Annotated in this window: 14 protein-coding genes; 9 read left to right on the top strand and 5 right to left on the bottom strand. The window is 62.9% G+C overall.

Annotated elements, in window-relative coordinates; all coding sequences use genetic code 11:
• Positions 1-2 precede the first annotated feature (2 nt).
• The 8 genes from J1G37_RS18590 to J1G37_RS18555 all read left to right on the top strand — a co-directional run bounded on the left by J1G37_RS18590 (position 3) and on the right by J1G37_RS18555 (position 11,544).
• Entirely contained in the window at positions 3-935 is a 933-nt protein-coding gene (locus tag J1G37_RS18590) for a DUF58 domain-containing protein (RefSeq protein ID WP_017739128.1), read from the top strand.
• The gene (locus J1G37_RS18585) at positions 932-1,426 is read left to right on the top strand and encodes a DUF4381 domain-containing protein (protein WP_124528467.1); all 495 of its coding nucleotides are present in this window, start codon (positions 932-934) and stop codon (positions 1,424-1,426) included. Before J1G37_RS18590 ends, J1G37_RS18585 begins: the two co-directional genes overlap by 4 nt.
• Positions 1,419-2,507: a VWA domain-containing protein gene (locus J1G37_RS18580; RefSeq protein WP_207044254.1), complete on the top strand. Its 1,089-nt coding sequence runs from the start codon at positions 1,419-1,421 to the stop codon at positions 2,505-2,507. Before J1G37_RS18585 ends, J1G37_RS18580 begins: the two co-directional genes overlap by 8 nt.
• Positions 2,504-4,243, top strand: a complete 1,740-nt coding sequence (locus J1G37_RS18575; protein ID WP_207044252.1) for a tetratricopeptide repeat protein — start codon at positions 2,504-2,506, stop codon at positions 4,241-4,243. The genes J1G37_RS18580 and J1G37_RS18575 overlap by 4 nt, the downstream gene beginning before the upstream one ends.
• Positions 4,240-5,880, top strand: coding sequence for a BatD family protein (locus tag J1G37_RS18570; RefSeq protein ID WP_207044249.1), 1,641 nt, complete (start codon positions 4,240-4,242; stop codon positions 5,878-5,880). The genes J1G37_RS18575 and J1G37_RS18570 overlap by 4 nt, the downstream gene beginning before the upstream one ends.
• 197 nt (positions 5,881-6,077) lie before the next feature.
• On the top strand, positions 6,078-7,319 hold the full coding sequence (locus J1G37_RS18565; protein ID WP_207044246.1) for an exonuclease SbcCD subunit D C-terminal domain-containing protein: 1,242 nt from the start codon (positions 6,078-6,080) through the stop codon (positions 7,317-7,319).
• The gene (locus J1G37_RS18560) at positions 7,316-10,954 is read left to right on the top strand and encodes an SbcC/MukB-like Walker B domain-containing protein (protein WP_207044243.1); all 3,639 of its coding nucleotides are present in this window, start codon (positions 7,316-7,318) and stop codon (positions 10,952-10,954) included. Before J1G37_RS18565 ends, J1G37_RS18560 begins: the two co-directional genes overlap by 4 nt.
• Positions 10,951-11,544, top strand: coding sequence for a glutathione S-transferase (locus J1G37_RS18555; RefSeq protein WP_207044240.1), 594 nt, complete (start codon positions 10,951-10,953; stop codon positions 11,542-11,544). Before J1G37_RS18560 ends, J1G37_RS18555 begins: the two co-directional genes overlap by 4 nt.
• Before the next feature lie 144 nt (positions 11,545-11,688).
• On the opposite strand, the gene J1G37_RS18550 is transcribed toward J1G37_RS18555, so the two are convergent.
• The 5 genes from J1G37_RS18550 to J1G37_RS18530 all read right to left on the bottom strand — a co-directional run bounded on the left by J1G37_RS18550 (position 11,689) and on the right by J1G37_RS18530 (position 16,989).
• The gene (locus J1G37_RS18550; protein ID WP_017739136.1) at positions 11,689-11,868 is read right to left on the bottom strand and encodes a hypothetical protein; all 180 of its coding nucleotides are present in this window, start codon (positions 11,866-11,868) and stop codon (positions 11,689-11,691) included.
• 155 nt (positions 11,869-12,023) lie between these two features.
• Positions 12,024-13,199, bottom strand: a complete 1,176-nt coding sequence (locus tag J1G37_RS18545; protein WP_207044236.1) for a lactonase family protein — start codon at positions 13,197-13,199, stop codon at positions 12,024-12,026.
• The gene (locus J1G37_RS18540; RefSeq protein ID WP_207044233.1) at positions 13,186-13,479 is read right to left on the bottom strand and encodes a DUF5629 family protein; all 294 of its coding nucleotides are present in this window, start codon (positions 13,477-13,479) and stop codon (positions 13,186-13,188) included. The genes J1G37_RS18545 and J1G37_RS18540 overlap by 14 nt, the downstream gene beginning before the upstream one ends.
• A 78-nt stretch (positions 13,480-13,557) precedes the next feature.
• On the bottom strand, positions 13,558-15,933 hold the full coding sequence (locus J1G37_RS18535) for an RND family transporter (RefSeq protein WP_207044230.1): 2,376 nt from the start codon (positions 15,931-15,933) through the stop codon (positions 13,558-13,560).
• Positions 15,934-15,951: 18 nt separating this feature from the next.
• Positions 15,952-16,989 carry a YCF48-related protein gene (locus J1G37_RS18530; RefSeq protein ID WP_207044362.1) on the bottom strand — a complete coding sequence of 346 codons (1,038 nt, stop codon included), beginning with the start codon at positions 16,987-16,989 and terminating at the stop codon, positions 15,952-15,954.
• A gap of 309 nt (positions 16,990-17,298) precedes the next feature.
• On the opposite strand from J1G37_RS18530, the gene J1G37_RS18525 reads away from it, so the two are divergent.
• Positions 17,299-18,414 carry a Gfo/Idh/MocA family oxidoreductase gene (locus J1G37_RS18525; protein WP_207044228.1) on the top strand — a complete coding sequence of 372 codons (1,116 nt, stop codon included), beginning with the start codon at positions 17,299-17,301 and terminating at the stop codon, positions 18,412-18,414.
• Positions 18,415-18,532 lie beyond the last annotated feature (118 nt).

Genomic DNA, 18,532 nt, shown 5'->3' with positions numbered 1-18,532 from the left:
CCATGAACGCAAGCGATGGCATCCGCGTCACCCTCAGCGAATTGATCGAGATGCGCCATCGCGTGCGCGAAGTGCAGCTGTTTTCCACGCCCAGCCAGCGCAGCCCGCTGATCGGCCTGCACCACTCCAAACTGCGCGGGCGCGGCGTCGACTTCGACCAGGTGCGCGTGTACCAGGCGGGCGACGATGTGCGCACCATCGACTGGCGCGTCACGGCGCGCACCCAGGAGCCACACACCAAACTGTTCCATGAAGAGCGCGAGCGGCCGATCTTCATCATGGTCGAGCAAAGCTGCCGGCTGTTTTTCGGCTCCGGGCAGATGTTCAAGTCGGTACTGGCCGCCCAGGCGGCTAGCCTGATCGGCTGGGCGGCGCTGGGGCACAACGACCGCGTCGGCGGGCTGGTATTCGGCGACAACGAGCACTACGAAATCAAACCCCGGCGCAGCAAGCAAAGCCTGCTGCAACTGCTCAACCGCCTGGTGCGCGTCAACCAGAGCCTGAACACCGAAAGCCATCCCGAAGCCGACGCCTTGGGCATGGCCCTGCGTCGTGGCCGTGAAGTCTTGCGCCCCGGCAGCCTGGTGATTGTGATCTGCGACGAGCGCGCCCTGACCGAAGGCGCCGAGCAGCAGTTGAGCCTGTTGTCACGGCATTGCGACCTGCTGCTGCTACCGATCTCCGACCCACTGGACCACGCACTGCCCGCCGCCGGGCTGCTGCGTTTTGCGCAACGCGGTGCGCTGCTGGAGCTGGATACGCTGAACTACGATCTGCGCCAGGCCTACAAAGCCCAGGCCGAAGCACGCATCGCCCGCTGGGAATTGCTCGCGCAGAAACTGCGGGTGCTGCTGATGCCCTTGAGCACCCAAAGCGAAATGGTCGAGCAACTGCGCGAATACCTCAACCCGCAACGCCCGGTTAAAAAACAATGAGCAGCCTGGACCAACTGCAACCGCTGATCGCCCCGCCGGCCATCGGTTTCTGGCCGCCTGCGCCGGGCTGGTGGCTGTTGTTGCTGCTGATCCCGCTGCTTGGCTGGGGGCTGTGGACGCTGCGTCGTTTCCTGCCCGCGCGGCGCCCGGTGGCCCGCGCCGAACAACCGCTGGACCCGCTGCGCATCGCCGCCCTGGCGGAACTGGCACTGATGCCCAAGCCCTACGACGGCGCCCCGGCCGGCGCCTGGCTGCAACAACTCAACGGGCTGCTCAAGCGCCTGTGCCGCAACGACTACCCCTACAGCCAGAGCCACACCCTCAACGGCCGCAAATGGCTGGCGTTTCTCGACAACCGCTGCCCCGCTGCGGGCCTCACCCGTTGGATGGTGCTGGTGGAAGGCGCCTATAAACCCGAATGCAAACTCGACGACAAAGCCATCGCCGGCCTGACCCAAGCCGTCGACACCTGGATCCGCAAACATGTTTGAGTTCGCCTGGCCGTGGATCTTCGCCCTGCTGCCATTGCCCTGGCTGATGCGCCTGGTGCTGCCGGTGGCCGACAGCGGCGAGCCCGCGTTGAAAGTCAGCTACCTGGGCGACCTCGAAAGCCTCGCCCGTCGCCGCGCCCGCGTAAACCTGCCGGGCTGGCGCCAGCAAGCGCCGTTCGTGGTCCTGTGGCTGTTGCTGCTGACCGCCGCCGCGCGCCCGGAATGGCTCGGCGAACCGCTGCCGATCGCCGCCAGTGGCCGCGACCTGCTGGTGGCGGTGGACGTGTCCGGCTCCATGGACTTCCCCGACATGCACTGGCAGGACGATGACATCAGCCGCTTAAGCCTGGTCAAACACTTGCTCGGCGACTTCCTTGAAGAGCGCGAAGGCGACCGCGTCGGCCTGATCCTGTTCGGCAGCCAGGCCTACCTGCAAGCGCCCCTGACCTTCGACCGCCGCACCGTGCGCACCTGGCTGGATGAAGCGCGCATCGGCATCGCCGGCAAAAACACCGCCATCGGCGATGCCATCGGCCTGGCCCTCAAACGCTTGCGCCAGCGCCCGGCACAAAGCCGCGTGCTGATCCTGGTGACGGACGGCGCCAACAACGCCGGGCAGATCGACCCGCTCACCGCCGCGCGCCTGGCCGCCGAAGAAGGCGTGAAGATCTACCCCATCGGCATTGGCGCCGACCCCGAGCAAACCGGTTCCCTGGGCATCCTTGGCGTCAACCCGAGCCTGGACCTCGACGAGCCGGCGCTCAAGGCCATCGCCCAGGCCACCGGCGGGCAATACTTCCGTGCCCGCGACGGTGAAGAATTGCAAACCATCAAGGCCACCCTCGACAAGCTCGAACCAGTCGAACAACAACCGACCCAGGCCCGCCCGGCGCAGGCGCTATATAGCGGCCCACTCGCCCTGGCGTTGATCCTGAGCCTGTTGCTGGTGATCCAGGAACGCTGGCCGAACAACGCCCTGCAACGGCTGTTCAACAAACTCTCAAGCAAGGGGATTTTCCTGCAACAACACCCCGAATGGCGCAAGCGCCTGCAACGCCTGCGTTTGCGGAGGCGGCGATGATCGACCTGTGGCCGCATTGGTTCCGCCCCTGGTGGCTGTTGCTGCTGCCGTTGCTCGGCTGGCTGCTGTGGCAGTTGTGGCACCGGCAGAAACGCGCCGGGCGCTGGCAGATGATCCTGCCGCCGGCCTTCCATGCCGTGTTGCTCAGTGGTGGCAACGGCCGCGAAAGCAAATCGCCGTGGGTGGTGCTGGGCATCGCCTGGCTGTTGGCCGTATTGGCATTGCTGGGGCCGAGCTGGCAGCGGGTTGAACAGTCCAGCCAGAAACCCTCCGACCCGTTGGTGGTGTTGCTGGAACTGACCCCGGAAATGCTCGCCACCGACAGCCCGCCCAACCGCCTGGAACAGGCGCGGCGCAAGCTCTACGACTTGTTGCAGGCGCGCAGTGACGCGCAAACCGCCATCGTCGTGTATGCCGGCAGTGCCCACACACTGGTGCCGCTGTCCGACGACCTCGCCACCAGCCGCAACCTGCTGGAAGCCCTGCGTCCGTCGATCATGCCCGAGGCGGGCCATCGTGCCGACCTGGCGGTGGAAAAAGCCCTGGACCTGCTCAAGCGCGGCGGTCTCGGCCAGGGACGCTTGCTGCTGATCGGCTCGTCGCTGTCCAAACAGGAGCGCCAGGGCATTCGCCTGCTGCTGCAAAGCGCGCAGGCGCCGAGCCTGTCGATCCTCGGCATCGGCAGCCGCGAAGGCACACCCGTGACCCAGGAAAGCGGCGAGTTCCTCAAGGACGAACAAGGCGCGATCCTCGTGCCGCGCCTCGACAGCCCGACGCTCAAGGCCTTCGCCAACGAAATGGGCGGCCGCTACCGTGCCGCGCGCCTGGATGACAAAGACCTGCGTCAACTCGGCGTGCTCGACCCGCCACAAGCCCTGCGCGACGACGGCCAGCGCCTGCACCTCGACACCTGGGCCGACCAGGGTTATTGGCTGCTGCTGCCCTTGCTGCTGCTGGCCGCCTGTGCCGGGCGGCGCGGCTGGTTGTTCTGCCTGCCGCTGTTGCTCCTGGTCGCGCCACAACCCAGCTATGCCTTTGAGTGGCAGGACCTGTGGCTGCGCCCTGACCAGCAAGGCCAGTACCTGCTCAAGCAAAAACGCCCCGCCGAAGCCGCCGAACACTTTCAAGACCCGCAATGGCAAGGCGTGGCACTGTACGAAGCCGGCAACTACGCCGAAGCGATCAAACGCTTTGCCGAAGGCAATGACGCCTATTCCCACTACAATCGAGGCAATGCGCTGGCCAAATCCGGTGAACTGGAAGCCGCCATCGACGCCTACGAACAGGCCCTGGAAGCCCAGCCCGACCTGCAACCAGCGCTGAAAAACAAAGCACTGCTCGAAATCCTGATGCAGGAGCAAGCGCAGCCGGAACCCGAAAAGCCGGCAAAAAACGAAGATGACGAAACCACCCAACCCGGCCAAACTGCGCAACCGGGCGCCAGCGGGCAAAACGCTACGGGTGGCGAGCAGTCGTCCCAAGGCCAGGGCGAAGCCGGCACCGGCGATACCCAGACCGGCGCCACGCCCCACCCCGGTGGCAACGAAGTGCCCGGCAGCGAACTGGGGGACGAGCAAACCACCACCCCGCCGCTACGCCCCAGCGACGCCAGCCTCGACGGTGAACACCGCCAGGCCCTGGAGCAATGGTTGCGGGAGATCCCCGACAACCCCGGCGAACTGCTGCGCCGCAAATTCTGGTACGAACAGCAACAACATCAGGACAAGACTCAATGAGCCGCCGCCCCACCCTACTGCTTCTGCTCGCGTTATCGGCAGGCCACGCCCAGGCGGCGAACCTGGTCGCCAGCGTTGACCGCAGCCGCCTCAACTCCGGGGAAACGGTGGAACTGACGGTGGAATCCAGCGACGTCACCCAGTTCGGCAAACCCGACCTGTCGCCCCTGGAGGCGCAGTTCGAAGTCAGCGGCACCCGCCAGCTCAACCAACTCACCACCCTGGGCGGCGACAACCACGCGACCACGCGCTGGATCATCACCCTGCTGCCCAAGGAAAACGGCACCGTGGTGATCCCGCCGCTGCAAGTGGGTGAATACTCGACCCAACCCATCAGCCTGCAAGTGGTCGAGACCGCCAGCCAGAACACCAACGCCGAACTGGCGCCGGTGTTTGTCGAGGCCAACCTCGACCAGACCAGCGTGTACGTACAGGCCCAGGCCCTGCTGACGGTGCGCGTGTACCACTCGGTGTCGCTGTATGACGACAGCAGCCTCACGCCCTTGCAGATTCCCGACGCACGCGTCGAGCAACTGGGCGAGTCGCGTACTTACGAGAAAGTCATCAACAGCATCCGCCACGGCGTGATCGAAACCCGCTACGCGATCTACCCGCAACACAGCGGCGTACTGGATATTCCCGCGCAGACCTTCAGCGCCACATTGGTGGAATCACGCCCCCCCCAGGAAAACACCCTGCAAGGCACCAAGCCCGGCAAGTTGATCCACGTCAGCTCCGCGCCGCTGCCACTGACGGTCAAGCCCAAGCCAGAGCTGTACCCCGCCGATACACCGTGGCTGCCGGCACGCAGCCTGACCCTCAGCGAAAGCTGGAACCCCGAACCTGAACATGTGCAGATCGGCGACTCGCTGACCCGCAGCATCACCATCAAGGCCGAAGGCCTGTCGAGCGCGCAACTGCCGGCCCTGCCCAGCAGCGAGATCACCGGCCTGCGCCGTTACCCGGATCAACCGGTGCTCGCCAACCAGACCAACGACCGTGGCCTGATCGGCAGCCGCGAAGACCGCGAAGCCCTGGTGCCCAACCGCGTCGGCCCTCTGGAACTGCCGGCGGTGGAAGTGGTGTGGTGGAACACCCACGAAGATCACCTGGAACGCACCAGCCTGCCGGCGCGCACCTTGCAGGTGGCCAATAACCCAAGCCTGGTGGTGGATACGCCGGCTACGCCCACCGTCATTACTGCGCCGGACGACGGCCGCCTGTGGTTGTGGCAGCTCAGTACGCTGATCCTCGCCTGCACCACGCTCCTGGGTTTCGGCCTGTGGTGGCGTGCGCGCCGGCAACCGGCCGTACTGCGCGCCGCACAAACCGGCCCAAGCCCGCGCACCTTGCTCGACGACCTCAAGCGCGCCACCCAGGCCAACGACCCCCAGGCCACCCGCCAGGCCCTCGACGCCTGGGCGCGGCAGCAACCGGAAACCCTGGCCGAAATGGCTGCGCGGTTTATCCCGCTGTCCGATGCGTTGGATGGGTTGAACGGTGCGCTCTACAGCGAAAGCGGCCAGTATTGGCTGGGCGAAGAACTGTGGCGCGCCGTAAAAGCCATCCCAATGGCCGAACGCGAAGCAGACCCAACCACCGACACCACCAGCCTGCCGCCGCTCTACCCCAAGTAATCACGCCCCCCCCAAAAACACCACAATCCCCTGTGGGAGCTGGCTTGCCTGCGATAGCATCACCTCGGTACCTCTGACAAACCGAGGCGCCTGCATCGCAGGCAAGCCAGCTCCCACACAAGCCAGTTCCCACAGGGGCGACAAGTTCACATTCCGGGTAAACTCCCCTCCTTTTCATCTTCTCCAGGGAGTTCGCCTTGCGTCTGTTCCACACCTCCGACTGGCACCTTGGGCAAAACCTGCATGGCCAGGAACGCGATTACGAACACGCCTGTTTCCTCGACTGGCTGCTCGGCCAACTGAAGGCCGAGCGCCCGGATGCGCTGCTGATCGCCGGTGATATCTTCGACACCGTCAATCCGCCGCTCAAGGCTCAGGAGCGCCTGTATGACTTCATCATCAGCGCCCACGAACAAAACCCCAACCTCACCATCGTGATGATCGCCGGCAACCACGACTCGGGCTCGCGTATCGAGCTGCCGGCGCCGTTGATGCGTCGGCTACGCACCCACGCCCTCGGTCGTGTGTTGTGGCTGGATGACGGCCAATTGGATGCCGAGCGCCTGCTCATTCCGCTGCCCGATGCCAAGGGCAAGATCGCGGCCTGGTGCCTGGCGCTGCCGTTTCTGCGCCCGGCGGAAGTCACCGGTGCACACTTGGGTGACGATTACCTGCGCGGTATCGGCCAGGTGCATGAGTGGCTGATCGCCGCTGCGAACGCCAAGCGCAAGAAGGGCCAGGCACTGATCGCCATCAGCCATGCGCACATGGCCGGTGGCTCGGTGTCGGAAGACTCCGAGCGCAGCCTGATCATCGGCAATGCGGAGGCGCTGCCGGCCAACCTGTTCGATAGAAGTGTCGGCTACGTGGCCCTCGGCCATTTGCACAAGCCGCAAAAGGTCAATGGTGAGGAACGCATCCGCTACAGCGGCTCGCCGATTCCGCTGTCGTTTTCCGAAATCGGCTACAAGCACCAGATCCTCGACGTGACCTTCCAGGGCCAAGCCCTGGTGAGCGTCGAACCGCTGCTGATCCCCCGCTCGGTCGACCTGCAACGCCTGGAAGCCGCACCCCTGGCCGATATCCTCAAGACACTGGCCGAACTGCCGGACATCGACCTGCTCGCCGAAACACAGCGCCACCCCTGGCTGGAAGTGCGCGTACGCCTCGACGAGCCCCAACCGGACCTGCGCCAGCAAATCGAAACCGCCCTGCAAGGCAAGGCCGTGCGCCTGGTGCGCATCGCCGCCGAATACGCTGGCAACGGCGCGCGTGAGGAAGAAGGCGAAGCGCGCCTGATCGAACTCGACCAACTCACCCCCCAGGAGCTGTTCAGCCGCGCCTGGCAGGACAGTTACGGCAGTGAAGTGGATGAACAGACCTTGAAGGACTTCGCCGTGCTGCTCCACGAAGTGCAACACGAGGATGAACCCGCATGAAAATTCTCGCCATCCGCCTGAAAAACCTGGCCTCCCTGGCCGGCCCGTTTGAAATCGACTTTACCGCCGAACCGCTGGCCAGTGCCGGCCTGTTCGCCATCACCGGCCCGACCGGCGCCGGCAAAAGCACCCTGCTCGATGCGCTGTGCCTGGCGTTGTTTGGCGCCGTACCGCGCCTGGGCGACACCGGCCAGGCGAAGATGCCCGACGCCGACAGCGATATTTCCATCGGTGACCCGCGCACCCTGCTGCGGCGCGGCACCGGTGGCGGTTATGCCGAAGTGGATTTCGTCGGCGTCAACGGCCGGCGCTACCGCGCACGCTGGGAAGCCAACCGTGCCCGCGACAAGGCCAGCGGCAAGTTGCAGAACAGTCGCCAAAGCCTGATCGACCTGGACAGCGACCAACTGCTGGCCAGCCAGAAAACCGAATACAAGACCCAGTTGGAACTGGCCCTGGGCTTGAACTTTGAACAGTTCACCCGCGCCGTACTGCTGGCCCAGAGCGAATTCAGTGCATTCCTCAAGGCCAACGACAACGAACGCAGCGAGCTGCTGGAAAAACTCACCGACACCGCGCTGTACTCCCAGCTCGGGCGCCGTGCGTTCGACAAGGCCAAGGACGCCAAGGACGCCCACAAACAGCTGCAAGACCAGGCCACCGGCGTCGTGCCCCTGGCAGCCGAAGTGCGCGCCGAATTGGATCAGCAATTCGACGCCGCGCAACAACAACTCAAGACCCAGCAGGCCCAACTCAAGCAGCTGGAGTCGCAACACACCTGGCTCAAGGAGTTGCGCGAATGGCAGGAACGCCAGCTCAGCGCGACCGAACAGCTTCAGCGCGCGCAGGCCGAGTGGGACAGCCAGGGCCAGCAGCGCCAAGACTTGAGCCGCCTGGACCAACTGGCGCCGCAACGTCATCAGTTCAGCCGCCAGGCTGAGCTCGACACCCTGCTGACGCCATTGGCCGTACAGATCCAGGCGCACATCGAACAGCAGGCCGAGCTGCATACGCGTCAAGACCAGGCACAGCAGCAGCAAACCGCCGCCCAGGGCGCCTTGGCCAGCGCGGTAAAAAGCCAGGGCGACGCAGCGCCGCTGCTGCAACAGGCCTTTGCCGAGCAAAACACCCTCGCGCATTTGACCAAGGACCTGACCCGGCACAGCGAAAGCACCCAGCAACAGGAAGGCGCCTGCGCCGAGGGCCAGGCCCTCATCAATGGCTTGCAGGCCAAGCAGGCCGAGGTCGCCGAACGCCTGCAACGCCTCGCCGCGGGGCTTGAGCACAGCGCCGACCTTGCGCCGCTGAGCGACGCATGGACCGTCTACCGTGAGCGCTTGCAGCAGTTGATGCTGATCGGCAATCGCCTCAACAAGGGTCAGGCCGAACTGCCCCAGTTGGAGCAGCGCGCCACCGCCGCCACCGAGCAGTTCGCCCAGCAGCGCGAAGCCCTGGATGTGTTGTATCAGGAAGCGGGCGCCGAGCCCCACGCCGTGGCGGAGCAAATCCAACTGCTCGCCAGCCTGCTGCAAGACAATCGCAAACAACAGCGCGCTTTCGAAGACCTCACACGCCTGTGGGACAGCCAGCGGCAGCTCGACCAGCACGCCAACGCATTGACCCACAAGCTCGCCGAGGCCCAGCAGCAGCGCGAACGACTGAACCAGGCCGGCCTGCAAACCAAAGCCGAACTGACCGTCGCCGAACAAACCCTGACGGTGACCAAGCAACTGCTGGAACGCCAGCGCCTGGCCCGCAGTGCCAGCGTCGAAGAATTGCGCGAGCAGTTGCAGGACGATCAGCCGTGCCCGGTGTGTGGCAGCCATGAACACCCGTATCACCAGCCCGAAGCGCTGCTGCAAAGCCTCGGCCGCCATGACGAAAATGAAGAAGCCACGGCGCAACAAGCCGTCGATAACCTCAAGGAAAAACTCACCGAGCTGCGTGGCGAAGTCGGTGGTTTGATCGCCCAGCAGAAGGAGTTCCTGCTACAGCAGGAACAACTGGCAGCGCAGCAGCAAGCTCTGGCGCCAAGCCTGGACGCGCATCCGTTGGCGGCCTCGCTGTTCAATCAGGATGAGGCCAAGCGCAGCGACTGGCTGGCCCAGCAACTCGGCCAGTTGACCCAAAGCATCAGCCAGGACGAACAACGCCAGGGTGCCCTGCTCAATCTGCAACAAAACGCCGGACGCCTGCAGCAGCAACTGCAAGCCGCCCAGGACGCCAGCCAGCAGGCCCGGCAATTGCTGGTGGACCAGCAACGCGAACTGGCCAACGACCGTGAACGCCTGGACGAAGAGCTCCAGGCCTTTTCCAGCCTGCTGCCCGCCGACACCCTGCAAGGCTTGCGCAACGAACCGGCGGCTACCTTCATGCAACTGGATCAGCAGGTCAGCCAGCGTCTTGAGCAACTGGGCCTGCAGCGCGATGAGCTGGCCGAACAGCAAGAGCGCCACCTGGCGATCGAGAAAGAACACACCCATCAACAGCATCGCCAGCAACAACGCGATGCCTTGCTGCAACAGGTTGCCGAACTGGCCGCCCAACAACAGGCCGCACAGGAAAAACTCAACACACTGCTGGGCGACCACACCAGCGCCGAACACTGGCAGCAGCAACTGGACCAGGCCGTCACGCAGTCACGCCAAAGCGAAGCCGACGCCAACAAGCAGCTGCATGAGCTGCACAACGCGCTGATCCAACTGGCCGCCGACCTCAAAGCGCAACAGGCGCGCCAGCAGGCGTTGCAAGCCGAGCAGCACACGCTCGTCAGCCGTATCAGCGATTGGCGCGCCCTGCACCCAGAGCTGGATGACGCCGGCCTTGCACGCTTGCTGGCCTTCGATGACGCGCAAGTCAGCGCACTGCGCCAGCAGTTGCAACACAGCGAAAAAGCCGTCGAGCAAGCCAAGGTCCTGCTGCAAGAGCGCGAACAACGCCTCGCCGACCACCGGGCCCTGCACAACGGCAACCTCGACGCCGAACAGCTGGACAGCGCTCTCGCTGACCTCAATCAGCAAGTGGCCGATGCGGAAAAACACCTCGCCGAATTGCGCGCGCGCCAATCCGAAGACCAGCGTCGCCAGGACGCCAACCATGCCTTTGCCGCGCAGATCGCCAAGGCGTATGAGGAATGGCAACGCTGGGCACGCCTGAACGCTTTGATCGGCTCGGCCACGGGCGACACCTTCCGCAAGATCGCCCAGGCCTACAACCTTGACCTGCTGGTGCACCATGCCAACGTGCAACTGCGCCAACTGGTGCGCCGCTACCGCCTCAAGCGCGGCGGCAGCATGCTCGGCCTGCTGGTGCAGGACACGGAGATGGGCGACGAACTGCGCTCGGTGCATTCGCTGTCTGGCGGCGAGACCTTCCTGGTGTCGCTGGCGCTGGCCTTGGGCCTGGCGTCCATGGCGTCGAGTACCTTAAAGATCGAGTCGCTGTTTATCGACGAAGGTTTCGGCAGCCTCGACCCCGAATCCCTGCAACTGGCCATGGACGCACTGGACGGCTTGCAGGCCCAGGGCCGCAAGGTGGCGGTGATCTCCCACGTCCAGGAAATGCACGAACGCATCCCGGTGCAGATCCAGGTCAAACGCCAAGGCAACGGCTTGAGCACCCTGGAGGTCAAATGAGCGAAGCGCTGCTGTATTCGTTCCGCCGCTGCCCCTACGCGATGCGCGCGCGGTTGGCATTGCGCTACGCCGGCGTACCGGTGCGTATCGTCGAGGTCAGCCTCAAGGCCAAGCCGGCCGAAATGCTCGCGCTATCGCCCAAGGGCACAGTGCCGGTGCTCAGCGTTGATGGGCGGGTGATTGAAGAGAGCCTGGAGATAATGCAATGGGCCCTGGCTCAGCACGATCCTGACGACTGGTTGCTGCAAGGTGATCCGGCAGTCCTGGGGTTGATCGCAGAGAACGATCAAGGCTTCAAGCATCACTTGAATCGATACAAGTACGCCGAGCGCTACCCGGAACAGCCGATGGAACATTATCGGGCCGAGGGCGAGGTGTTCTTGCAGAAGTTGGAGGGGTTGTTGGCCGGGCGGGATTACCTGCTGGCCAACCACCTGACCCTGGCGGATGCTGCACTGGCGCCGTTTGTGCGCCAGTTTGCCCATGTGGATCGAGTGTGGTTTGCCGGTACATCGTATAAACGGTTGCAGGTGTGGTTGCAGCGTTTTCTGGATTCACCGCTCTTTGTTGCCGTCATGGCGAAGGCTTGAAAGCAACACAATCCGAATGTGGGAGCGGGCTTGTGTGGGAGCGGGCTTGCTCGCGAAAGCGGAGTGTCAGTCACCAAATTTGTTACTGATCCACCGCATTCGCGAGCAAGCCCGCTCCCACATTTGACCTCACCAGCTTCTGGATCAGTGCTGGGCCTTGTGATCCAGCGCGGCATAGAAATTGGCGCTCTGTTGCAGGTATTTCTGGGTGTAGGCGCTGGTGCTGGATTTTTTGCCGGTGAGTTCCACGCTGGCGGCTGCCGGCAGGGCCACGGTGGCGGAAACGGCGGAAGCAGCGATGATCGAGAAGAGATTGAAGTTCATGGCGGTAACCCTTGTGTTCGTTTGATTGAGTGGCCGGGAAGGCCTTGGAACCAAACTTACGCCCGAGGGTTACGCCTTAGAAATGCTTTGAAACAGTAGCCGTTATCACTCGAATTAATAGAAAGGCGCAGGCCCCGCAGTGCGGGGCCTGTGGCTTATTGACGCAGCAAAAACTTGAGGTCGCTAGGCGCATCGATCGGCAATTTCTGCACGGTTTTACCCAGCAGGCCGGTCTTGGGGTCACGCTCGACCACTACGATTTCATTGCTTTTCTGGTTGGCGATCAGCAAGAACTTGCCGCTCGGATCCAGGCTGAACTCGCGCGGATGGTCGCCCTCTACGGAGCGGCGTTGCAGTTCCTTGAGGTGCGCGGTGGCCGGATCGATGCTGAATACCAGCAGTTGATTGGCCGTGCCACGGTTGCTCACATACAGGAACTTGCCGTCGCTGGACGCGTGCAGCGCAGCACCGGCCTTGTCGGACACCGGCTGGCCAGCCGCGAAGTCCACCAATTGGGTCTGGGTAAGTGTGCCATCGTGGTAGTCATACACCGCGACCTGGGCGCTCATCTCGGTGGTCAGCCAGGCATGCTTGCCATCCGCGCTGAACAACAGGTGACGCGGGCCGCTGCCCGGAGGCAATTGCACTGCAGCCGGGTTGGCCGGAGTCAGCGGCAGCTCATGATTGGCCTCGGGGGCGTAGCGGTAGGCAAACACCTTGTCGGCGCCCAGGTCCTGCACAAACACGTACTTGCCGTCCGGTGACGACACCACCGAATGCACATGGTTGGACGCCTGGCGCTCCGGGTTCACGCGGCTGGCCGGGTGCCCGCTCAACTGCACGGGAGGCGACAGCTTGCCACTGGCATCCACCGGCAGGATCGCCAGGCTACCGCCCGGATCTTCCAGGACCGAATAGTTGGCGACAAACAGAAAGCGGCCATCGGTGGCCACGCTGGAGTGAGTCGGTTCGTTACCCAGGCTCTGCACCTGGTTGATCAGGGTCAGTTGATGACTCTGCGGGTCGATGCGGTAACTGCTCACACGACCGACCGGATCTTTCTGGCCAGGGCCATTCTCATTGACCACAAACAAATGCTGCTGGTCCTTGGAAACGGTCAGCCAGGACGGATTCGCGGCCTTGGCCGCCAGTACCGGCTGGCCTTGGAACTTGCCGGTACGGCTGTCGAATTGCAGGCGGTAGATGCCTTCGCTGGTGCCGGCGGTGTAGCTGCCGACCAACAGTTCATAGGTCTCGGCCGGCGCGGCCTGCACCGACATTGCTCCAACGCTGCCCGCCATCAGCAGGGGCCAGAATTTACGCATCAGCATCGGCGTCGTCCTCGTCGTTATTGTTGCCGGTGAACGCGCTCAAACAAACCAGGCGGTGCTCGCCGTCTTCATTGATCAGCAACCAGCTTTGCAAGCTTTCATCGAAGGTGGCGGCGGCCAGTTGTTCGGGACTGAACTTCCAACGCTTGAGGTCCCGACCGTCCATGCTTTCGATCAACAAATGCTGGTCAAAGATGAACTCGAAGGCGTGCAGCCCGTTGATGATCAGCATGTCGCTGTCGTTCAGGGCGCTGCTCAGGTTTGGTGTTGCGTCGGTCATGATGTGAAGTCACTGCGGGGGAAAAGACACATGATAGGTCAATTCCCCCGCCGTGCCTTGCGGTAATGGTCTAATCGATCAATGGGCGAACAGTGAGTTGCCCTTCTGCCCCGCCAACTTCTCGGGTTTGATCAGGAACCGCGCCAGGGCTGGCAACAGCCACAGCGCACCGAACATGTTCCACAGCAACATGAAGGTCAGCATCAGGCCCATGTCGGCCTGGAACTTGATCGCCGAGAAAATCCAGGTACACACGCCGATCGCCAGGCACAAGCCGGTGAACAGCACCGCTTTACCGGTGGACTTGAGCGTCTGGTAATACGCCTCTTGCAGGGGCAAGCCGGCACGCAGGAAGCTTTCCAGGCGGCTGTAGATATAGATGCCGTAGTCCACGCCGATCCCCACGCCCAGGGCCACCACCGGCAAGGTCGCGACCTTGACGCCGATGCCCATGAACGCCATCAACGCGTTGCCCAGCACCGACGTCAGCACCAGCGGCAGCACGATGCACAGGGTCGCCGCCCACGAACGGAAGGTGATCATGCACATGGTCGCCACGCACAGGTACACCAGGATCAGGATGGTCAGTTCCGACTCCTTGATCACCTCGTTGGTCGCCGCTTCAATCCCGGCGTTACCGGCGGCGAGGATGAATTCCAGGCCGTCCTTGTTGTTCTCCTTGGCAAATTCCTGCACCGCATGCACCGCACGGTCGAGGGTTTCGGCCTTGTGGTCGTTGAGGAACACCAGCACCGGCGCCAGGGAGCAATTGTTGTTGTACAGGCCATCGGCACGGGAGATCGAGCTGTTCAAGACATCAGGGTTGCGCGACAGGGTTTCCCATTTCAGGTTGCCCTCGTTCATGCCCTTGATCATCTGCTTGGACACAGTCACCAACGAGATCGCCGACTGCACGCCCTCGGTGTTCTGCATCTTCCACATCAACTGGTCGATGGGCGCCATCGCCTCATAGCGCGAACAGCCCTCGGCGGCGGTCTTGACCATCACCACCAATACATCGGAGCTGGTGGAGTAGTTGCTGATGATGAAGTTGTTGTCTTTGTTGTAGCGCGAATCGGGGCGCAGTTCCGGCGCGCCCTGATCGAGGTCGCCGATCTTCAGATTCTGGCTGTACCAGAGGCCACCGCCAAACGCGACCAGGGCCAGGGCGATGGAGATCGGCGCGACTTTCGGGCTGGCAAAGCTCGACAGCAGGCGCCAGAACCCGTGTTCGCGATTCGCGTCTTTCTTGCTCTTGGCGATGGCGCGCTTGCTGATGCCGACGTAGGAAATCGCCACCGGCAGCAGGATCAGGTTGGTGAACACGATCACGGCCACACCGATGGACGCACCGATGGCCAGTTCGCGGATCACGCCGATATCGATGATCAGCAGCGTAATAAAACCCACCGCGTCCGCCAGAATCGCGATCATCCCCGGCAGGAACAGTTGCCGGAACGTCCGTCGCGCCGCCGTCAGCGCGTTGTCGGCCTCGCTGGATTGCAGGGCGATACCGTTGATCTTCTGCACACCGTGGGAAATACCGATGGCAAAGATCAGGAACGGTACCAGCATCGAATACGGATCGAGGCCGAAGCCGAAAAAGTGCATCAGGCCCAGTTGCCAGATCACCGCCACCAGCGTCGTACTCAATACGGCGATGGTGCTGCGCAGACAGTTGGTGAACCACAGCAGCAGGATCAGGGTAATGACAAACGCGATGCCGAAGAACATCACCACCATCACCAGGCCATCGATCAGGTCACCGACCTTCTTGGCGAAGCCGACGATGTGGATCTTGACGTTGGGGTTCTGCGCCTCGAACTTGTCGCGGATCTTGTCTTCGAGTTCATGGGAGAACTTGCGATAGTCCAGGGCCAGCAATTTGCCTTGGTCCTGCGGGTCCGGGTAAGCCTCCAGCAACGGGATATCAACGATGCTCGACTTGAAGTCGTTGGACACCAGGCGCCCGACCTGGCCCGACTTGAGTACGTTATTGCGCAGTTGATCGAGGCTTTCCGGTGAGCCGTTGTAGCTCTGCGGGATCACCTCTCCGCCGGCAAAACCTTCTTCGGTCACTTCGGTCCAGCGTACGCTGGGGCTCCACAGCGACTTGAGGCCCGAGCGATCGACGCCGGAGATGTAGAACACCTCGTCGTTGATCTGCCGCAGGGTCTCCATGTACTCCTTCGTGAAGATGTCACCGTCCTTGGCTTCCACCGAGATCCGCACCGTGTTGCCCAGGTTAGCCAGGTCGTTGCGGTGCTCCATCATCTTCTCGATGAAGGGGTGCTTGAGGGGGATCATTTTTTCAAAGCTGGTGGACGGGCGAATCAACGTCGCCTGCCAGAACAGGAAAATACTCACCAACAGGCAGATCACGATGACTGCCGGGCGATTGTTGAAGATCAGGCGCTCAAGAAAGGTCGCTTTATCGTTGTGATGACTGCTCATTGAATCCCCGCCTTCTTATTATTTTGAGAGCTCTGCGCCGGCAACAGTGGCAACACGCACACCACCCTGCCCCGCGAGGATCAAATTGCCATTGCCTGCCGCCGTCACCGCCGAGAGTGAAATCCGGTCCGGGCGGTTGAAGACGCTGAAGGTCACCCCGTCGTCATGGCTGACCACCACACTGCCGCCATTGCCGACGACCACAAGGGAGCCGTCATCCAGCAATGTCGCGCCAGACAAGCCGAACTCCAGCGCACCCCGCGCTGCCTTAAGCTCGACCTGCTCCCAGGTGCTACCAAAATCCGTGGAGCGGTACAAGTTGCCGCGCAAGCCATAGGCCAACAGGGTTTGCGGCTGCGCAGTACTGATCACACCAAACAGCGAGCCCTCGTAGGGGCCTTCGAGTTTTTCCCAGGTCTGGCCGTCATCGCTGGAGCGGAACATGCTGCCCTGCTCGCCGACAATAAACAGGCCCGCGTCCTTGATAAAGGCGATGGCATTGAGGTGGAACTGGTCTTCGTTGTCGAGGCGGACGCTGACATCGGCCCAGGTTTTGCCGCCGTCGGTGGTTTCGATCAGCGCACCGTACGCGCCCACGGCCAGGCCGTGGTTGGCGTTGTTGAACCAGATATCCAGCAGCGGCGATTCGCGCTTGAGGTCTTGATACTGCTGGGTCCAGGTGGCGCCACCGTCGGTGCTGGCGAGGATTTGCGCATCGTGCCCCACGGCCCAGCCTTGCTTGTCATCGACGAAAAACACCGCCGTGAGCAACTGCCGGGTGGGGACTTTGGCTTGCGTCCAGGTCGCGCCCTGGTCATCGGAATAGAGGATATGCCCGCGATCACCGACCGCCACCAGGCGTTTGCCGGCATGCACCACGTCGATCATCAGGCCCTTGGCGGCCTTGGGCGATTCAATTGCAAACACCGCCGCGGCGGGGGTATCGCCAGCGGCCTGGGCGACGGTCGGCAACGCGACGGCCCCAAACAGCGAGAGCGCTGTGGCCAGCAACGCAACCCTGCGTGCGGCGCGTGGGCGGCAAACAACCCAACCCATGACAGGCTCACTCATAGACCTTCTCCCATTTATTATTGTTAGGTCATCTCGCCTTCCCGGGCTCTGAAACCTGCAATCTAGAGCGCCTGGAGGAAGCAGGGGCCATCCTATCGGGCTTTCGAATCGTCTGACAATCGGCGCTACGTTATCTTTTGTTAACTGGCGGCATTTGGCCACGGGCTGAATATAGCTGCATTCGCCAGAGTGATTGCCTGCGCACAGATGAATTTTTATTCCATCTATTGAAATTAGAGAATATTTATTCCATTAATAGCGCCTCTGACAACAATAATGCAAAGGACCACGGCTATGCGTGAACTCGGAATCGGCTTGATCGGCACAGGCTTCATGGGCCGCGCCCATGCCTTGGCGTTCAATAACGCCCGCGCGGTATTCGAACTGCCGGTACACCTCAAGCTGGCCGCCCTGGCCGACGCCGATACCGAACGCGCACAACGCTGCGCCAAGGATTGGGGCTTTGCCCAGGCCCATGGCGACTGGCAAGCGCTGATCAACGACCCCAACGTCGATGTCGTGGCCATCACCACCCCCAACCACTTGCACTACCCCATGGCCATGGCCGCCATCGCGGCTGGCAAGGCGGTGTACTGCGAGAAACCCCTGGCGGTCAGCCTCGAACAGGCTGACGCCATGCGCCGCGCGGCCAGCGCCGCCGGTGTGGTGACGCGCGTGGGCTACAACTACCAGCACAACCCGATGATCACGCTGGCCAAGCAGATGATTGCCCGGGGCGACCTGGGCGAGATCATCAGCTTCCAGGGCGAGTTCAGCGAAGACTTCATGGCCGATCCGACCTCACCCTGGTCGTGGCGCTGCGAAGTGGAACATGCCGGTGGCGCCCTGGCGGACCTGGGCAGCCACTTGCTGTCGATGGCGCGCTTTCTGGTGGGTGATGTGGTCAGCGTATGCGCCGACACCCAAACCGTGCACGCCCGGCGCCCGGCCGTCAAAGGCAGCAGCGAACACAAAGCCATCGCCGTGGATGACCAGGTCCACGCCCTGCTGCGCTTCGCTAGCGGCGCGCGCGGCACGGTCAGCAGCAGTTGGCTCAAGCATGGCTACAAGAACCACCTGAGCTTTGAAATCAGCGGGACTAAAGGCACGTTGGCCTTCGATCAGGAGCGGTTGAATGAACTGCAACTGTGTCGGGCCGGCCAGGACGGATTCCAGCGTTTGTTGGCGGGCCCAGCCCTGCCCGGCTATGCGGCGTTCAGCCCGGCGGCGGGGCATCAATTGGGCTACAACGAACTGAAGACGCTGGAGGTGCAGGAGTTGATCTTGGCCGTGGCCGGCCAGGGTACGGATGGCACCGACTTTGAGGCGGCGTGGGCGGTCGAGCAATTGGCGACCGCGATTCGCGTCGCGGCCAAGGAAGAACGCTGGGTCAACGTGAGCACGCTCTAAAACCCAACGCTATTCCCCTGTGGGAGCGGGCTTGCCCGCGATGGCGGTGTATCAGTCAGCATATGCCTCAACTGATACACCGCCATCGCAGGCAAGCCAGCTCCCACCTTTGGATGTG

The sequence above is a fragment of the Pseudomonas sp. Marseille-Q1929 genome (assembly GCF_017316265.1).
In the GTDB taxonomy this organism is placed as follows: Bacteria; Pseudomonadota; Gammaproteobacteria; order Pseudomonadales; family Pseudomonadaceae; genus Aquipseudomonas.
Note: the sequence above shows the minus strand (reverse complement) of the source record. Positions and strands in the feature narration are given on the sequence as shown.

What these genes read in the sequence shown, in the direction of transcription:
- J1G37_RS18590 (WP_017739128.1), top strand. Translation starts at nt 3, where the DNA reads ATGAACGCAAGCGATGGCATCCGCGTCACCCTCAGCGAATTGATCGAG.
- J1G37_RS18585 (WP_124528467.1), top strand. Translation starts at nt 932, where the DNA reads ATGAGCAGCCTGGACCAACTGCAACCGCTGATCGCCCCGCCGGCCATC.
- J1G37_RS18580 (WP_207044254.1), top strand. Translation starts at nt 1,419, where the DNA reads ATGTTTGAGTTCGCCTGGCCGTGGATCTTCGCCCTGCTGCCATTGCCC.
- J1G37_RS18575 (WP_207044252.1), top strand. Translation starts at nt 2,504, where the DNA reads ATGATCGACCTGTGGCCGCATTGGTTCCGCCCCTGGTGGCTGTTGCTG.
- J1G37_RS18570 (WP_207044249.1), top strand. Translation starts at nt 4,240, where the DNA reads ATGAGCCGCCGCCCCACCCTACTGCTTCTGCTCGCGTTATCGGCAGGC.
- J1G37_RS18560 (WP_207044243.1), top strand. Translation starts at nt 7,316, where the DNA reads ATGAAAATTCTCGCCATCCGCCTGAAAAACCTGGCCTCCCTGGCCGGC.
- J1G37_RS18555 (WP_207044240.1), top strand. Translation starts at nt 10,951, where the DNA reads ATGAGCGAAGCGCTGCTGTATTCGTTCCGCCGCTGCCCCTACGCGATG.
- J1G37_RS18550 (WP_017739136.1), bottom strand. Translation starts at nt 11,868, where the DNA reads ATGAACTTCAATCTCTTCTCGATCATCGCTGCTTCCGCCGTTTCCGCC.
- J1G37_RS18545 (WP_207044236.1), bottom strand. Translation starts at nt 13,199, where the DNA reads ATGCTGATGCGTAAATTCTGGCCCCTGCTGATGGCGGGCAGCGTTGGA.
- J1G37_RS18540 (WP_207044233.1), bottom strand. Translation starts at nt 13,479, where the DNA reads ATGACCGACGCAACACCAAACCTGAGCAGCGCCCTGAACGACAGCGAC.
- J1G37_RS18535 (WP_207044230.1), bottom strand. Translation starts at nt 15,933, where the DNA reads ATGAGCAGTCATCACAACGATAAAGCGACCTTTCTTGAGCGCCTGATC.
- J1G37_RS18530 (WP_207044362.1), bottom strand. Translation starts at nt 16,989, where the DNA reads ATGGGTTGGGTTGTTTGCCGCCCACGCGCCGCACGCAGGGTTGCGTTG.
- J1G37_RS18525 (WP_207044228.1), top strand. Translation starts at nt 17,299, where the DNA reads ATGCGTGAACTCGGAATCGGCTTGATCGGCACAGGCTTCATGGGCCGC.